General features: G+C 64.3%; 12 protein-coding genes. 9 read left to right on the top strand and 3 right to left on the bottom strand.

Going from position 1 to position 15,145, the window contains the following annotated elements; translation table 11 throughout:
- The first annotated feature begins 119 nt into the window (after window positions 1–119).
- Together gcvA and L6D75_RS08760 are read left to right on the top strand one after the other, a co-directional pair.
- Window positions 120–1,016, top strand: a complete 897-nt coding sequence (gene gcvA / locus L6D75_RS08755) for a transcriptional regulator GcvA (protein WP_176518001.1) — start codon at window positions 120–122, stop codon at window positions 1,014–1,016.
- A gap of 178 nt (window positions 1,017–1,194) precedes the next feature.
- The gene (locus tag L6D75_RS08760) at window positions 1,195–2,439 is read left to right on the top strand and encodes a 2-aminoadipate transaminase (protein WP_176518002.1); all 1,245 of its coding nucleotides are present in this window, start codon (window positions 1,195–1,197) and stop codon (window positions 2,437–2,439) included.
- Between the two features lie 3 nt (window positions 2,440–2,442).
- Here the strand turns inward: L6D75_RS08760 and L6D75_RS08765 are convergent, their stop codons facing one another.
- Entirely contained in the window at window positions 2,443–2,745 is a 303-nt protein-coding gene (locus tag L6D75_RS08765; protein ID WP_176518003.1) for a hypothetical protein, read from the bottom strand.
- Between the two features lie 195 nt (window positions 2,746–2,940).
- On the opposite strand from L6D75_RS08765, the gene L6D75_RS08770 reads away from it, so the two are divergent.
- Together L6D75_RS08770 and fusA are read left to right on the top strand one after the other, a co-directional pair.
- A complete protein-coding gene (locus L6D75_RS08770) occupies window positions 2,941–3,366 on the top strand; it encodes a hypothetical protein (protein ID WP_176518004.1) in 426 nt (141 codons plus the stop codon).
- A gap of 73 nt (window positions 3,367–3,439) precedes the next feature.
- Window positions 3,440–5,551 carry an elongation factor G gene (gene fusA / locus L6D75_RS08775; RefSeq protein ID WP_176518005.1) on the top strand — a complete coding sequence of 704 codons (2,112 nt, stop codon included), beginning with the start codon at window positions 3,440–3,442 and terminating at the stop codon, window positions 5,549–5,551.
- Between the two features lie 101 nt (window positions 5,552–5,652).
- On the opposite strand, the gene L6D75_RS08780 is transcribed toward fusA, so the two are convergent.
- A complete protein-coding gene (locus tag L6D75_RS08780; protein WP_176518006.1) occupies window positions 5,653–7,095 on the bottom strand; it encodes a SulP family inorganic anion transporter in 1,443 nt (480 codons plus the stop codon).
- Window positions 7,096–7,225: 130 nt separating this feature from the next.
- On the bottom strand, window positions 7,226–9,910 hold the full coding sequence (gene mgtA, locus L6D75_RS08785; RefSeq protein WP_176518007.1) for a magnesium-translocating P-type ATPase: 2,685 nt from the start codon (window positions 9,908–9,910) through the stop codon (window positions 7,226–7,228).
- A gap of 244 nt (window positions 9,911–10,154) precedes the next feature.
- Here mgtA and L6D75_RS08790 point away from each other — a divergent pair, with 244 nt between their 5' ends.
- The 5 genes from L6D75_RS08790 (at window position 10,155) to L6D75_RS08810 (ending at window position 15,073) form a co-directional block, all read left to right on the top strand.
- Window positions 10,155–10,919: a secretin N-terminal domain-containing protein gene (locus L6D75_RS08790; protein WP_176518008.1), complete on the top strand. Its 765-nt coding sequence runs from the start codon at window positions 10,155–10,157 to the stop codon at window positions 10,917–10,919.
- 494 nt (window positions 10,920–11,413) lie between these two features.
- Window positions 11,414–12,739, top strand: a complete 1,326-nt coding sequence (aceA, locus tag L6D75_RS08795; protein WP_176512818.1) for an isocitrate lyase — start codon at window positions 11,414–11,416, stop codon at window positions 12,737–12,739.
- Between the two features lie 189 nt (window positions 12,740–12,928).
- Window positions 12,929–13,591: a lysoplasmalogenase gene (locus L6D75_RS08800; RefSeq protein WP_176518009.1), complete on the top strand. Its 663-nt coding sequence runs from the start codon at window positions 12,929–12,931 to the stop codon at window positions 13,589–13,591.
- Window positions 13,592–13,972: 381 nt separating this feature from the next.
- Window positions 13,973–14,386: an NADH-quinone oxidoreductase subunit A gene (locus L6D75_RS08805; protein ID WP_003251427.1), complete on the top strand. Its 414-nt coding sequence runs from the start codon at window positions 13,973–13,975 to the stop codon at window positions 14,384–14,386.
- Between the two features lie 9 nt (window positions 14,387–14,395).
- A complete protein-coding gene (locus tag L6D75_RS08810) occupies window positions 14,396–15,073 on the top strand; it encodes a NuoB/complex I 20 kDa subunit family protein (protein ID WP_003251429.1) in 678 nt (225 codons plus the stop codon).
- The last annotated feature ends 72 nt before the right edge of the window (window positions 15,074–15,145 follow it).

The raw sequence follows: 15,145 nt of genomic DNA on the forward strand, positions 1-15,145 counted from the left end.
GTAATCGTTGATCGAGGTCAGTATTAATCTATAGGCGCGGGTCAACAAACGACCTTTTCGAAGCACATGATTCCATTTGGGAATGAACTTCTTCCTTTTTTGCTCGGTAAATCCTTGCCATGTCCAAACGCCTGATGCCCTCCACCACCGCTTTGCAGTGCTTCGAAGCTGCCGCCCGCCACCTGAGCTTCACCCGCGCCGCCGAAGAGCTGCACCTGACCCAGAGCGCCGTGAGCAAGCAGGTGGCGCAGCTGGAGGAGATGCTCGCGCACTCGCTGTTCCAGCGCATTCGCAGGCGCCTGCACCTGACCCCGGCCGGCGCCCTGTACCTGGCCGAGGTGAACAAGATCCTCAACCAGATCGACATCTCCAGCCGCTACATCCTCAGCTACGGCGACGAAACCGAGGTGCTGCGCATCGCCACCCAGCCGACCTTCGGCGCGCGCTGGCTGGTGCCCAGGCTCAAGGGTTTCGGCGACCGCTACCCGCGCATCCACCTGGACATCCGCAACGAGCTGGAGCCGTTCGACCTGGTCCAGGCCAACGCCGACATCGCCTTCTTCTTCGGCCAGGGCACCTGGCCGGGGGCCACCTGCATCGAGCTGTTCAGCGAAGAGGTGGTGCCGGTGTGCGCCCCGGCGCTGCGCGCCCGGCACAGTTTCGACAGCGCCCAGGCGCTTACCGAGCACCGCCTGCTGCAGTGCGCCTCGCGCCCCGAGGCCTGGCACGAGTGGTTCCTGGGCCTTGGCCTGCACAGCCAGAACAGCTACCACGGGCCGCGCTTCGACACGTTCTACCTGTGCATCCGCGCGGCCATCGCCGGTTGCGGCATCGCCCTGATTCCGCGCTACCTGGTGGCCGAGGAGCTGAGCGAGGGCAAGCTGGTGGTGGCCTGGGACCACCCGGTGGCGAGCAACGGCCGGCACTTCATCGCCCATGCCGAGCATGCCGCCGAGGTGCCCAAGGTCAGGGCATTCGTGCAGTGGATTCGCGAGCGGGTGGCTGAGGGGGATTGAGCGCACCTGCACGGGCTCGAAGTTGTCGAGCACTTTGTGGGAGCGGGCTTGCCCCGCGAAGAGGCCGGCACAGAAAGATCACGAATCCAGGGAATGATCGCAATCAAATAATTCGTTTGCGGAATAATACCCCGGCACGCTTGGATAGTAAGAAACTCGAACAAGGTCCGCGTGCCCCATGAACCAGGAAAGTATCAGCCAATCCATTGCCATCGTTCACCCGATCACACTTTCCCATGGCCGCAATGCCGAAGTCTGGGATACCGACGGCAAACGTTACATCGACTTCGTCGGCGGTATCGGCGTACTCAACCTGGGCCATTGCAACCCGGCCGTGGTCGAGGCGATCCAGGCCCAGGCCACGCGCCTGACCCACTACGCCTTCAATGCCGCGCCCCACGGGCCGTACCTGGCGCTGATGGAGCAGCTGAGCGCCTTTGTCCCGGTCAGCTACCCACTGGCCGGCATGCTCACCAACAGCGGCGCGGAAGCGGCGGAAAACGCCCTGAAAGTCGCCCGCGGCGCCACCGGCAAGCGCGCCATCATCGCCTTCGACGGCGGGTTCCATGGGCGCACCCTGGCCACCCTCAACCTCAACGGCAAGGTCGCCCCTTACAAGCAGCGGGTCGGCGAACTGCCAGGGCCGGTCTACCACCTGCCCTACCCCAGCGCCGACACCGGGGTAACTTGCGAGCAGGCGCTAAAGGCCATGGAGCGGTTGTTCAGCGTGGAACTGGCGGTGGAGGACGTGGCCGCGTTCATCTTCGAACCGGTGCAGGGCGAAGGCGGCTTCCTGGCCCTGGACCCGGCGTTCGCCCAGGCCCTGCGCAGGTTCTGCGACGAGCAGGGGATCCTGATCATCATCGACGAAATCCAGTCTGGCTTCGGCCGTACCGGCCAGCGCTTCGCCTTCCCGCGCCTGGGGATCGAGCCCGACCTGCTGCTGCTGGCCAAGAGCATCGCCGGCGGCATGCCGCTGGGGGCGGTGGTCGGGCGCCAGGCGCTGATGTCGGCATTGCCCAAGGGCGGCCTGGGCGGCACCTACTCGGGCAACCCGATTGCCTGTGCCGCGGCGCTGGCGAGCCTGGCGCAGATGAGCGACGAAAACCTCGCCACCTGGGGCGAGCGCCAGGAGCAGGCGATCGTCAGCCGGGTGGCGCGCTGGCAAGGCCGCTTTGCATTCATCGGCCGCCTGACCGGGGTCGGCGCCATGCGCGGTATCGAGTTCGTCAATGCCGACGGCAGCCCGGCACCGGCGCTGCTGGCCAAGGTGATGGAAGCGGCGCGGGCCAAGGGGCTGCTGCTGATGCCCAGCGGCAAGGCGCGGCACATCATCCGCCTGCTGGCACCCTTGACCATCGAGGCCGAGGTGCTCGAGGAAGGCCTGGATATCCTCGAGCAATGCCTGGCGCAGCTGAGTTGAGGCTTACAGGCCCAGCTCGTCGGGGGTGAGCATGTCGGATTCGAAGGCGATCCAGCCGCCTTCGAGTTCGGCGTGGCCGTTGACGATCGGGCCGTAGTAGGTCAGGCCGTTGTCCAGGGTCACGCAGATGTGCGTGGCGGGTTTTTCGGGGGCCGCGAGCGTACCGACGAAATGCACCTTCTTCAGGGTTTCGGTCACCGCTTCGAGGCCGACGCGCATGCTGGGGTTCTCGGAGGCCTCGGTATCGCCGCCACGGTCTTCGGCGCTGATGGTCACGATGGCGGTGTACGGGTACTTGTTGCTCAAGCGGGGTTACCTCGGAGTCAGATGTAGGCTTGCGGGCGCGTAGAGTACGGCAGCCGTGCGCTGTTGTCTCTACTGGCCTCATCGCCGGCAAGCCGGCTCCCACACGGGCCCTGCCCTGGCACAACCGCATGGCCTCCCCCGCCCCGATCTGTTAGGGTGCCCGCCGATGCACGCCACACCACACGAGGACACCGAGTGAGCGCCGAAGAACCCCTGATCGCCGACCTGTTCGAGGTCGACAAACGCCTGACCCTCAAGCCCGTCGTGGACTTCAACAGCTACCTGCGCGCAGCCTTCGGCGAAGGCCCGTGCCGCTGCCACCGCTGCAGCGAAGGCGCTGACCCGAGCACCTACAGCCACGCCCACAGCTTCACCTTCGAAGGCCGCAGCTGGTACCGCCGTTTCGCCAGCACCGCCGGCAGCGATGTGGCCCAGGCGCTGAAAAAGGCCTGGCTGTCGTACACCAAGGCCGAACTGACCCTGGCCGGCACCCTCGATCTGGCCACCCTCAAGACCTTCACCGAGGCCGCCCTGCACGAGCGCCTGCTGGCCCTGCTGGCCGCCAGCGGCCTGGCCCGTGAAGTCGAAGGCGTTTGGTTGCTGCAAGCCCAGGCCGACTGACGGCCCGGCGGTAAAGCAGGATTCTCCCGCTCTGCTACCTTGGGAGAATCCGCATCGCCGCAGGTAGTCCGTCATGGCCCGTACAACGCCCATCGAGCTGTACCGCAATATCGGCATCGTCGCCCACGTGGACGCCGGCAAGACCACCACCACCGAGCGCATCCTCTTCTACACCGGGGTCAACCACAAGATGGGCGAGGTGCATGATGGCGCCGCGACCATGGACTGGATGGCCCAGGAGCAGGAACGCGGCATCACCATCACCTCGGCGGCGACCACGGCCTTCTGGCAAGGCTCGACCAAGCAGTTCGCCGACAAGTACCGCTTCAACATCATCGACACCCCCGGCCACGTCGACTTCACCATCGAGGTGGAGCGCTCGCTGCGCGTGCTCGACGGCGCGGTGGTGGTGTTCAGCGGCGCCGACGGGGTCGAGCCGCAGTCCGAGACGGTCTGGCGCCAGGCCAACAAGTACCACGTGCCGCGCCTGGCCTACATCAACAAGATGGACCGCCAGGGCGCCGACTTCCTGCGCGTGGTCAAGCAGATCGACAAGCGCCTGGGGCACCACCCGGTGCCGATCCAGCTGGCCATCGGCAGCGAGGAAAACTTCATCGGCCAGATCGACCTGGTGAAGATGAAGGCCATCTACTGGAACGAGGCCGACCAGGGCACCAGCTACCGCGAAGAAGAAATCCCCGCCGAGCTGCAGGCACTGGCCGACGAATGGCGCGAGCACATGCTCGAAGCCGCGGCCGACGCCAGCGACGAGCTGACCGCGAAGTTTCTCGACGGCGAGGAACTGACCATCGACGAGATCAAGGCCGCGCTGCGCCAGCGCACCATCGCCAACGAGATCGTGCCGACCATCCTCGGCTCCTCGTTCAAGAACAAGGGCGTGCCGCTGATGCTCGATGCCGTCATCGACTACCTGCCCGCGCCTTCGGAAATCCCGGCGATCAGGGGCACCGACCCCGACGACGAAGACAAACACCTGGAACGCCACGCCGACGACAAGGAGCCGTTCTCGGCCCTGGCCTTCAAGATCGCCACCGACCCGTTCGTCGGCACCCTCACCTTCGCCCGGGTCTATTCCGGGGTGCTCAGCTCCGGCAATGCCGTGCTCAACTCGGTCAAGGGCAAGAAGGAACGCATCGGCCGCATGGTGCAGATGCACGCCAACCAGCGCGCCGAGATCAAGGACGTGTGCGCCGGCGACATCGCCGCGCTGATCGGCATGAAGGACGTGACCACCGGCGACACCCTGTGCGACATCGACAAGCCGATCATCCTCGAGCGCATGGACTTTCCCGACCCGGTGATTTCCGTGGCGGTGGAGCCCAAGACCAAGGCCGACCAGGAGAAGATGGGCATTGCCCTGGGCAAGCTGGCCCAGGAAGACCCCTCGTTCCGTGTGCGCACCGACGAGGAAACCGCCCAGACCATCATCTCGGGCATGGGCGAGCTGCACCTGGACATCATCGTCGACCGCATGCGCCGCGAGTTCAACGTCGAGGCCAACATCGGCAAGCCCCAGGTGGCCTACCGCGAGAAGATCCGCAACACCTGCGAGATCGAGGGCCGCTTCGTTCGCCAGTCGGGCGGGCGCGGCCAGTACGGCCACTGCTGGATCCGCTTCGCGCCGGGCGATGAGGGCAAGGAAGGCCTGGAGTTCACCAACGAGATCGTCGGCGGCGTGGTGCCGCGCGAGTACATCCCGGCCATCCAGAAAGGCATCGAGGAGCAGATGAAGAACGGCGTGCTCGCCGGCTATCCGCTGATCAACCTCAAGGCGGCAGTGTTCGACGGCTCGTACCACGACGTCGACTCCAACGAGATGGCCTACAAGATCGCCGCCTCCATGGCCACCAAGCAGCTGTCGCAAAAAGGCGGCGCGGTGCTGCTGGAGCCGGTGATGAAGGTCGAGGTGGTGACGCCCGAGGAGTACCAGGGCGACATCATGGGCGACCTGAGCCGGCGCCGCGGGATGATCCAGGATGGCGACGAGACCCCGGCCGGCAAGGTGATCCGCGCCGAGGTGCCGCTGGGGGAGATGTTCGGCTATGCCACCTCGATGCGCTCGATGACCCAGGGGCGGGCCAGCTACACCATGGAGTTCACCCGCTATGCCGAGGCGCCGGCGAGTATCGTCGAATTGATCGTGAAAAAAACCAGCGGCAAGTGATCAGCCGAAGGCTTCGCCTTCGATCGCCGGCAAGCCGGCTCCCACAGGGATCTGCAGCGTTGCACTGATCGGTGTGGGAGCCGGCTTGCCGGCGATGGGGCTCAGTGCTGTTCGCCAGCCCGCTTCAGCAGCTTCTTGCAACGCTCCGACAAGTGCACCACGCGCAGGTGCTTGCCCGCCTTGGCATAACGCTCGCGCAAGGTCTGCAGGGCGGCGATCGCCGAATAGTCGACAAAGCTCAGGTGCTTGCAGTCCAGGGTCACCTTGGCCGGGTCGCTCGCGGCATCGAACTGGTTGAGAAACGCCGTGGTCGAGGCGAAGAACAGCGTGCCGTGCACCTGGTAGTGCTTGCTGCCCTCGGCATCTTCATGGCTTTCGGCATACAGCTCCCGCGCATGCTGCCAGGCGAAGTTGATCGCGGCGATGACGATGCCGAACAGCACCGCCGTGGCCAGGTCGGTGAACACGGTGACCACGGTCACCGCAATGATCGCCAGCACATCGCTCACCGGCACCTTGTGCAGCACCCGCAAGGACGCCCAGGCGAACGTCTGCTGGGCCACCACGAACATCACCCCCACCAGCGCCGCCAGCGGAATACGCTCGATCAACGGCGAGAGAAACAGCACGAACAGCAGGATCATCACCCCGGCGACCACGCCTGACAGCCGGCCACGGCCGTTGGAGCTGAGGTTGATCACGGTCTGCCCGATCATTGCGCAGCCGCCCATGCCGCCGCACAGGCCCGAGACCATGTTGGCCGCGCCCAAGGCCACGCACTCGCGGTCCGGGTAGCCGCGGCTCTCGGTGATTTCGTCGGTGAGGTTGAGGGTCAGCAGGGTTTCCAGCAGCCCGACCATGGCCATCAGCACCGCGTAGGGCGCGATGATCTTCAGGGTTTGCAGGTTCCAGGGCACCTGCGGCAGGGCCAGCGCCGGCAGGCCACCGGCGATGTGCGCCATGTCGCCGAGGGTGCGCGTGGGCAAGCCGAGCAGGTACACCAGCAAGCCGACCCCAAGGATCGCCACCAGCGCCGGCGGCACCGCACGGGTGAGCTTGGGCAGCAGGTAGACCACCAGCATGGTCAGCGCCACCAGGCCGATCATCAGGTACAGCGGCGCACCGCTGAGCCACTGCTCGCCCTGCTTGAAGTGCTCCAGCTGGGCCAGGGCGATGACGATCGCCAGGCCGTTGACGAAGCCGAGCATCACCGGGTACGGCACCAGGCGCACCAGCTTGCCCAGGCGCAGCAGCCCGAACAGGATCATCACCACCCCGCCCAGCAGCACCGTGGCCAGCAGGTACTGCGCGCCGTGCTGCACCACCAGGGCGACGATGACCACCGCCATCGAGCCCGCGGCGCCGGAAATCATCCCCGGCCGGCCGCCGAACAGTGCCGTCAGGGTGCAGATGATGAAGGCGCCATACAGGCCCATCAGCGGGTTGAGGTGGGCGACCAGGGCGAAGGCGATGCACTCGGGCACCAGGGCAAAAGACGTGGTCAGGCCGGCGAGCACGTCGGCACGAAGTCGAGCGGGTTTCATGGGAATCCTGTGATGGCGCCCACCCTCGAGCCAGGCATCTTCGCGGTAGATACCAGGGCCGAGGGCGAGCAAGAAACGAGGCGGCCGATGTTACGGAATTTGTCCGGCAGCAGCCACCTCGCCTTCTACCTCAGAACCACTGGCCAAAACGGCGGATGTACAGGGCCTTGATGGTCTGTGCCAGCACGCAGTAGCCCAGCAGGGTGGCTGCCAGCCAAGGGAAATAGGCCAGCGGCAGCGGCACCAGGCCGATCATCGCCCCCAGGGGCGAGAACGGGATGTAGATGCCCAGGCACATCACCAGGCCCGTGGCCAGGATCACCGGCAGCGCCGCGGTGCTCTGCACGAACGGCACCTTGCGGGTGCGCAGCATGTGCACCACCAAGGTCTGCGACAGCAGCCCCTCGACGAACCAGCCAGACTGGAACAGCGCCTGCATCTGCACGCTATTGGCGGCGAACACGTACCACATCACGGCGAACGTGGTGATATCGAACACCGACGAGGTCGGCCCGACCCAGCGCATGAAGCGGCCGATGTTGCGTGCATCCCATTGCCGTGGCTTGCGCAGGAAGTCCTGGTCCATGCGGTCCCACGGCAGCGCCAGCTGCGAGGCGTCATACAGCAGGTTCTGCAGCAGCAGCTGGATCGCCAGCATCGGCAGGAACGGCAGGAAGGCGCTGGCCACCAGGACCGAGAACACGTTGCCGAAGTTGGAGCTGGCCGTCATGCACAGGTACTTCATGATATTGCCAAAGGTTTCACGCCCTACCCGCACGCCATCGCCCAGCACCAGCAGGCTCTTGTCCAGCAGGATGATGTCGGCCGACTCCTTGGCGATGTCGGTGGCGCTGTCGACCGAAATACCGACGTCGGCATCGCGCAGGGCCGGGGCATCGTTGATACCGTCGCCAAGAAAGCCGACGGTATGGCCATTGCCCTGCAGGGCCTTGAGCACACGCGACTTCTGCAGCGGGGTGAGCCGGGCGAACACCGTGCGCCGCTCGACCTGCTCTGCCAGCTGCGGGTCATCCATGCTGTCGATGTCCTGGCCCAGCAGCGGTTCGCCGGGCGCCAGGCCCACTTCACGGCAGACCTTGCAGCACACCTGGGCGCTGTCGCCGGTCAGCACCTTCACGGCCACCCCTTGCTCGGCCAGGGCGGCAATGGACGGGCCGGCGCTGTCCTTGGGCGGGTCGAGGAAGGTCAGGAAGCCGCGAATCACCAGGTCGCGCTCATCCTCGGCGGCGTACTGCAGCTTGCCGTGATCGGCGCCCAGGGCACGGGTGCCGAGCAACAGCACGCGCAGGCCCTGCTCGTTCAGGGCCTCGGCCAAGGCCTGCAGCTGCGCCCGGCGCGGGCCGTCGAGCACGGCCTGCACAGCGCCTTGCTGAACATGGCTGGCGATGGCGAGCATTTCCTCAACGGCGCCCTTGCTGACCAGCAGCCGCTCGCCCAGGGCATCCTTGACCACCACCGACAGGCGCCGGCGAATGAAGTCGAAGGGCAGTTCATCGACCTTCGCATAGGCGAACGGTGCCTGGAACCCAGGCGTCTCGGCAGCGCAGCGCAGCACGGCCTGGTCCATCAGGTTCTTCACCCCGCTCTGGTGGTGGCTGTTGAGCCAGGCCAGCTCCAGCAACTGCGGGTCGGGCATGCCGCTGGGCGCCAGGCACTGCTCGAGGGTGATGCGGTCCTGGGTCAGGGTGCCGGTCTTGTCGGTGCACAGCACGTCCATCGAGCCGAAGTTCTGGATCGCGTTCAGGCGTTTCACCACCACCCGCCGCCGGGCCATGGCCACCGCGCCCTTGGCCAGGTTGGCGCTGACGATCATCGGTAGCATTTCCGGGGTCAGCCCCACCGCCACCGCCAGGGCGAACAGGAAGGCATCGCTCCAGTCGTGCTTGACCAGGCCGTTGAGCAGGAACACCACCGGCACCATCACCAGCATGAAACGGATCAACAGCCGGCTGACGCTGTTCACCCCACGGTCGAAGGCGGTCTGGCTGCGCGAACCGGCGATGGCCTTGGCCAGGGTGCCGAAATAGGTGCGCCGGCCCGTGGCCAGCACCACCGCACGGGCGTGCCCGCTGACCACGCTGGTGCCCATGAAGCAGACGTTGGCGGTTTCCAGCAGGCGCCCTTCACCGCCGGCGCTGTCGCTGACCGACTTGTGCACCACGTGCCCGAGGGTGTCGTACTTTTCCACGGGCAGCGCTTCGCCGGTGAGCACGGCCTGGCTGATGAACAGGTCACGCGATTCGATCAGGCGCACATCGGCGGGGATCATGTCGCCCGCGTGCAGCTGCACGATGTCGCCGACCACAAGCTCGGCCATCGGCACCTCGCGCAGGCGCGGCACCTGCCCCTGCTCCTGGCTGCGCGACACCGTGGCGGTGGTCCGCACCATGGCCTTGAGGGCTTCGGCCGCCTGGCTCGAACGGTATTCCTGGTAAAAACGCAGCAGGCTGCTGAGGCTGACCATGACCAGGATGATCAGCACCTTGGTCAAGTCGGCATCGTCCGCGTTGCCGGCGCGGATCGGCAGCCAGTAGTCGGTGACGAAGCTGAGCGCGGCAAGGGTCAGCAGCACATAGATGAAGGGGTTGTGCAGCGCCCCGAGCAATTGCCTGAAGGGCGTTTGCGGGGCGCCATGCAGCACTTCGTTGGCGCCATCGCGCAGCAGCCGGCTGGCGGCTTCGGCCTCGCTCAGGCCGTGCGGGTTGGCGCCGAGGTTTTCCAGGGTAGCGGCCAAGCCATCGGCGGCTTCGCGGGCCAATGGGCCCGAATGGGTGTTGCGGTCTTTGACGGTCATGGTCTGTGCTCCTGCCGTGGGAGGCAATGCGAAGCACGGACGCAGCACCGGCTAGCCAGTACGCGCGGGCACCTCGGATCGCAGTGTGAGACTTCGTCGGTCTGGCATGGGTGGGTTCACTTGCGTGGGTTGGAAACCCAAGCGTAGCGCGGCCAAGGGCGCACAGGGTGAAGCTGAAAAAGGTTTCATCATCGGCGCCGCAGTTGTGATCCAGACACGGCAAGAAGCCGGCAAATTTGCCATCATGTTGATTCCACCCGCGGAGACCATGGACATGCCGCTACGCCACCTTTTCGCTTCCCTGCTGCTGGCCGCCAGCCTGGCGGCCCAGGCAGCCACCGAAGTGCTGCCGCTGCAGCACCGCAGCAGCGCCGAACTGCTGCCCGCCGCCCAGTCCTTCATCGGCAAGGACGGCAGCGTCAGCGCCTTCGAGAACAAGCTGATCGTCAACGCCAGCCCCGAGCGCATCGACGACTTGCGCACCCTGCTGCAGCAGCTGGACACCGCACCCAAGCGCCTGTTGATCAGCGTCGACAACAACGACAGCAACTTCCAGGACGCGCGTGGCAATGGTCGCGTGATCCGCTACGGCACCAGCAACCGCGAAGGCGGGCTGCAGCAGGTGCAGGCCAGCGAAGGCCAGCCGGCGCTGATCCAGGTGGGCCAGAGCATCCCGATCACCAGCACCAGCACCGACGGCTATGGGCGTATCCAGAGCGACACCGAATACCGCAATGTGACCCAGGGTTTCTACGTCACGCCAAGTGTGAGCGGCGATACGGTTCGTCTGCAAATAAGCAGCAATAATGACCGAATCAGCCAGGAACGTGCCGATGTAGTGAAAGTGCAGAGCACCGACACGACCCTCACTGGCAAGCTCGGCGAATGGATCACCCTGGCAGGCTACAACCAGCAGTCCCAAGCGGACCGCAACCTGTCAAGCCGCACATACAGCACCCAGCGCGGTGAAAACATGACTTTGCGTGTCAAAGTCGACCTTCTCGACTGATCCCAGGCAAATCAAGGCCTCGACCCAAGGCCTTGAAACTGACCGGCAAGTCGCATCCGAGCGAAAATGTAGTAAGTGAAAAAAAGCACTACAAAACATTTGACAGGTACTTTTTCCCAAGGGCATGATGGCCTCGCTCCCGCTAATCAGGGGCCCTGGCAAGGGCCTTCGAGGCGTACTCCCAGCACCCCGGGAGGCACCTCGTGTCTATACGGCCCACAAGGCGGTTCGACGGGATTGCGACTGCAACGAAGAAGTTGTCCCGAGGGACGGAAGCGCATCACCGCAGTACTGGCAATCGCGTAGCACCGCAGCAAGGCAACCACGAGCCGACCTGCAGGCGCACACCTTCGCCCGGCCTGCACCTCCTTCCCCCTTCGAGCCTTCGCGTTCGCCGCCGCACTCCCCCGGACAGGACAGCCGCCACACCCCCTGATTCGCTTCGTGAGCATCAGCACAATTACCCCAAGATCGATGCGACGAGGTTTATTTCCATGGCACTGACACGCGAACAGCAAATTGCAGCCCTCGAGAAAGACTGGGCCGAAAACCCGCGCTGGAAAGGCGTGACCCGTACCTACACCGCCGCTGATGTCGTTCGCCTGCGTGGCTCCCTGCAGCCGGAGCACACCCTGGCCCGCCAGGGCGCAGAAAAACTGTGGAAGCTGGTCACCCAAGGTGCCCACCCGTCCTTCCGCCCAGAAAAAGATTTCGTCAACTGCATGGGCGCCCTGACCGGCGGCCAGGCAGTGCAGCAGGTCAAGGCCGGTATCCAGGCCATCTACCTGTCCGGCTGGCAGGTTGCCGCCGACAACAACTCGGCCGAGTCCATGTACCCTGACCAGTCGCTGTACCCGGTCGATTCGGTACCGACCGTGGTCAAGCGCATCAACAACTCGTTCCGCCGCGCCGACCAGATCCAGTGGAAAGCGGGCAAAAACCCGGGCGATGAAGGCTACATCGACTACTTCGCACCGATCGTGGCGGACGCCGAAGCCGGCTTCGGCGGCGTGCTGAACGCCTACGAGCTGATGAAGAACATGATCGAAGCAGGCGCCGCCGGCGTGCACTTCGAAGACCAGCTGGCCTCGGTGAAAAAATGCGGCCACATGGGCGGCAAGGTCCTGGTACCGACCCAGGAAGCCGTACAGAAGCTGGTTGCAGCGCGCCTGGCCGCTGACGTTTCGGGTGTGCCGACCATCATCCTGGCCCGTACCGACGCCAACGCCGCCGACCTGCTGACCAGCGACTGCGACCCTTATGACCAGCCGTTCGTGATTGGCGAGCGTACCCGTGAAGGCTTCTACAAGGTGCGTGCCGGCCTCGACCAGGCCATCGCACGCGGCCTGGCCTACGCCCCGTATGCCGACCTGATCTGGTGCGAAACCGCCAAGCCGGACCTGGACGAAGCCCGTCGCTTCGCCGAAGCGATCAAGAAGGAGTACCCGGACCAGATCCTGTCGTACAACTGCTCGCCTTCGTTCAACTGGAAGAAGAACCTGGACGACGCCACCATCGCCAAGTTCCAGCGCGAGCTCTCGGCCATGGGCTACAAGCACCAGTTCATCACCCTGGCCGGTATCCACAACATGTGGCACGGCATGTTCAACCTGGCGCACGACTACGCCCGCAACGACATGACCGCCTACGTGAAGCTGCAGGAACAAGAGTTCGCCGACGCCAGCAAGGGCTACACCTTCGTGGCTCACCAGCAGGAAGTCGGTACCGGCTACTTCGACGACATGACCACCGTGATCCAGGGTGGCGCTTCGTCGGTGACTGCACTGACCGGTTCGACCGAGGAAGAGCAGTTCCACTGATAGCAGTGGCTTGCTGAAAGAGGCCCGGGATTCGAAAGGATCCCGGGCCTTCTTTTTTGCTGCACTGGCCCTATCGCCGAACGCGCAGGTATTGGAGAGTCCTGTGGGAGCCGGCTTGCCGGCGATAGGGCCGAAGCAGAACCCAGGATCCAGACTATGCTTGTGGCAGCCCAGCAGCAAGGTCCGCCCATGCCCCGCCCAAGCCACTTGCTCATCATCGCTGCCGCAGCCGCCGCCCTCTATATATATGCACTGGCCACCGGCAACGCCCTGCTCGGCCTCTTGGCCAAGCCCATTCCGGTACTGGCCCTGATCGCCTGGATGCTCGGCGCGCCCGCCACCGCCTATCGGCGCTGGATCACCCTGGGCCTGGGCTTCTCGGTGCTCGGCGACATTCTGCTGGCCGTGCCTGGCGACCTGTTCGTGTTTGGCCTGGCCGCCTTCCTCTGTGCACACCTGGCCTACCTGCGGGCGTATTGCAGCAAGACCTTGCGCCCGGCACTGCCGGCACTGATATTGAGCGCCATCACCGGCATCACCCTGCTCGGCGTGCTGGCCAGCCACGGCCTCGGCCCGCTGTTGATCCCGGTGGCGCTGTACGCACTGGCCATCAGCGCCATGCTCTGGCGAGCTTTGGCCTGTGGAGGCGTCGCCGCGCTGGGCGCCTGCCTGTTCGTGTTCTCCGACAGCCTGATCGGCATCGACCGCTTCGTCAGCCCGTTCGCTGCCGCGCCCTACCTGATCATCCTCGCCTACTGGTTGGGCCAATGGGCGATTGCTTCGTCAGCCCAGCACGGCTTATCCGGCAAAGTATTGACCCAGAGCGGTGCGGGCGGTGTCGGAAACTGCTAGAACAAGAGTCTTTCGCATTTGCAAGTAGGGGGCTGACGGCAAATGAACTTGCAAGACTCAGGACAGGCAAAGTTTCAGGGATCAGGTTAAACGATATTAATTATCATTACCAAGTTAGCACTTCGTTACACCGGGCAAGAAACATAATTAACAAAACCGTGCGCAATGCCCGAATTTCAAGGCTTTCAGCCAGTTAGGACGGATTTTTATTCTTAATGCTACGAATAAATTTGCGACAGAAATTTTACTTGCACCGGGTTTACCCATAAAATCAGCGCGATTGATTCAGCTGCGACATTTGGTCACTGCACCTGCGACACCACGTCGCCGCTCTACTTATTTCAGACTGCAGAGCTGGGTCTCTGTATAAGGATCTCTAGCATGTCCGATTCGGCAGGACTCATCGCCCACAACTGGGGCTTTGCCATCTTCCTTTTGGGTGTCGTCGGCCTGTGTGCCTTCATGCTCGGCCTGTCCAGCCTGCTCGGTAGCAAGGCCTGGGGCCGCGCCAAGAACGAACCCTTCGAATCCGGCATGCTGCCCGTCGGCAGCGCTCGCCTGCGCCTGTCCGCCAAATTCTATCTGGTCGCGATGCTGTTCGTGATCTTCGATATCGAAGCCCTCTTTCTCTTTGCATGGTCTGTGTCCGTCCGCGAAAGCGGCTGGACCGGATTCGTCGAAGCACTCGTTTTCATAGCAATTCTGTTGGCAGGTCTTGTCTACCTATGGCGCGTCGGGGCACTTGATTGGGCTCCCGAAGGTCGTCGCAAGCGGCAAGCGAAGCTGAAACAATGAGGCTTTGGCATGCAATACAATCTCACCAGAATCGATCCGGATGCGCCCAACGAGCAGTACCCGGTCGGTGAACGGGAAACCGTCACCGATCAACTGCTAGAGGACCAGGTCCACAAGAACATCTTCATGGGCAAACTTGAAGATGTGCTGCGTGGCGCGGTCAACTGGGGTCGCAAGAACTCCCTCTGGCCGTACAACTTCGGCCTGTCCTGCTGCTACGTGGAAATGACCACGGCCTTCACGGCGCCCCACGACATCGCCCGCTTCGGCGCCGAAGTCATCCGGGCATCGCCGCGTCAGGCCGACTTCATGGTCATCGCCGGTACCTGCTTCGTGAAGATGGCGCCGATCATCCAGCGCCTGTACGAGCAGATGCTCGAGCCCAAGTGGGTCATCTCCATGGGTTCGTGCGCCAACTCCGGCGGCATGTACGACATCTACTCGGTCGTTCAGGGGGTCGACAAGTTCCTCCCCGTGGACGTCTATGTGCCCGGCTGCCCGCCGCGCCCTGAGGCTTTCCTGCAAGGCTTGATGCTGCTGCAGGAGTCGATCGGCCAAGAACGACGCCCGCTTTCCTGGGTTGTTGGTGATCAAGGCATTTACCGTGCCGAGATGCCAGCCCAGAAAGACCTGCGTCGTGAGCAGCGCATCGCCGTAACCAACCTGCGCAGCCCCGACGAAGTCTGATCCAGCGACCTGCCGCCCGCTCCTATTTGGGAGCCGGCGGCCTGGCTTCATTCTTAACGTTGACCCAAAGCG

The organism is Pseudomonas faucium, from assembly GCF_021602585.1.
Taxonomy (GTDB): domain Bacteria; phylum Pseudomonadota; class Gammaproteobacteria; order Pseudomonadales; family Pseudomonadaceae; genus Aquipseudomonas; species Aquipseudomonas faucium.

What these genes read in the sequence shown, in the direction of transcription:
- L6D75_RS08780 (WP_176518006.1), bottom strand. Translation starts at nt 7,095, where the DNA reads ATGAAACCCGCTCGACTTCGTGCCGACGTGCTCGCCGGCCTGACCACG.
- L6D75_RS08790 (WP_176518008.1), top strand. Translation starts at nt 10,155, where the DNA reads ATGTTGATTCCACCCGCGGAGACCATGGACATGCCGCTACGCCACCTT.
- L6D75_RS08805 (WP_003251427.1), top strand. Translation starts at nt 13,973, where the DNA reads ATGTCCGATTCGGCAGGACTCATCGCCCACAACTGGGGCTTTGCCATC.
- mgtA (WP_176518007.1), bottom strand. Translation starts at nt 9,910, where the DNA reads ATGACCGTCAAAGACCGCAACACCCATTCGGGCCCATTGGCCCGCGAA.
- L6D75_RS08800 (WP_176518009.1), top strand. Translation starts at nt 12,929, where the DNA reads ATGCCCCGCCCAAGCCACTTGCTCATCATCGCTGCCGCAGCCGCCGCC.
- aceA (WP_176512818.1), top strand. Translation starts at nt 11,414, where the DNA reads ATGGCACTGACACGCGAACAGCAAATTGCAGCCCTCGAGAAAGACTGG.
- fusA (WP_176518005.1), top strand. Translation starts at nt 3,440, where the DNA reads ATGGCCCGTACAACGCCCATCGAGCTGTACCGCAATATCGGCATCGTC.
- gcvA (WP_176518001.1), top strand. Translation starts at nt 120, where the DNA reads ATGTCCAAACGCCTGATGCCCTCCACCACCGCTTTGCAGTGCTTCGAA.
- L6D75_RS08810 (WP_003251429.1), top strand. Translation starts at nt 14,396, where the DNA reads ATGCAATACAATCTCACCAGAATCGATCCGGATGCGCCCAACGAGCAG.
- L6D75_RS08760 (WP_176518002.1), top strand. Translation starts at nt 1,195, where the DNA reads ATGAACCAGGAAAGTATCAGCCAATCCATTGCCATCGTTCACCCGATC.